This window comes from Mesorhizobium sp. CNPSo 4670 (assembly GCF_057784235.1).
The window spans coordinates 1-729 of sequence record NZ_JBWJFQ010000075.1; the positions used below are offsets into that span (position 1 = coordinate 1).

The following is a 729-nucleotide window of genomic DNA, read 5'->3' on the forward strand; positions in this document are numbered from 1 at the left end:
GCTTCGCTGAAGGCGTCGCTGCTGTTCCTCGGCTTCGATGTCGCCTCGGCCGACATTGATGAAGGTGGTGTTGCCAAGGCGATCGCCAATCGCCTCGCGCTCATCGCGTCGAAGAACTGGGCCGAGGCCGACCGCATCCGCGACGAACTGCTGGCACAAGGCGTACAATTGAAGGACGGCAAGGACCCCGTCACCGGAGAGCGCGTGACAACGTGGGAGGTGAAGCGGTGAGGGTGGCGCTGAATACCAAGTTGGCGAAAGCGCCTGTGACAGCCGATCTCCCCCCTTGCGGGGGAGATGTCCGGCAGGACAGAGGGGGGTGGGAAGGATCGCCAACCTCTCAATCCATTCCCATCGACAAACAGCTCACGGCATCGCCACAATTGGCTGATGGGCCGGAGGGACAGCACCCCCCTCTGTCCTGCCGGACATCTCCCCCGCAAGGGGGGAGATTGGCCATCATCCATGATTTCGCCAACCTTCAAAACGAGGGCGCCTGATGGGTCACGACCTCGTCCCGCCACGCCAGCGCAAGAATGCAAAATCCATGCGTCGTGTGATGACCGATGCCGAGCTGAAGCTCTGGAACGAGCTACGCGCGCACAGGCTGATGGGATTGAGCTTTCGACGGCAGGTGCCGATCGGACCCTACATCGTTGATTTTGCCTGCTCGGACAAAAAGCTGATTGTTGAGGTTGATGGCAGCCAGCATGCGGATGCTGGGCATGT

At 60.9% G+C, this 729-nt stretch carries 1 protein-coding gene and 1 pseudogene; both read left to right on the plus strand.

Annotated features, from left to right (window positions below):
- Positions 1–231 (plus strand): annotated as a pseudogene (locus AC0ZT5_RS35145) (cysteine--tRNA ligase); the annotation flags it as partial.
- A 268-nt stretch (positions 232–499) separates the two neighbouring features.
- Positions 500–729, plus strand: a 230-nt coding sequence (locus AC0ZT5_RS35150) for an endonuclease domain-containing protein (RefSeq protein ID WP_488500164.1), incomplete at its 3' end; no start/stop codon positions are given.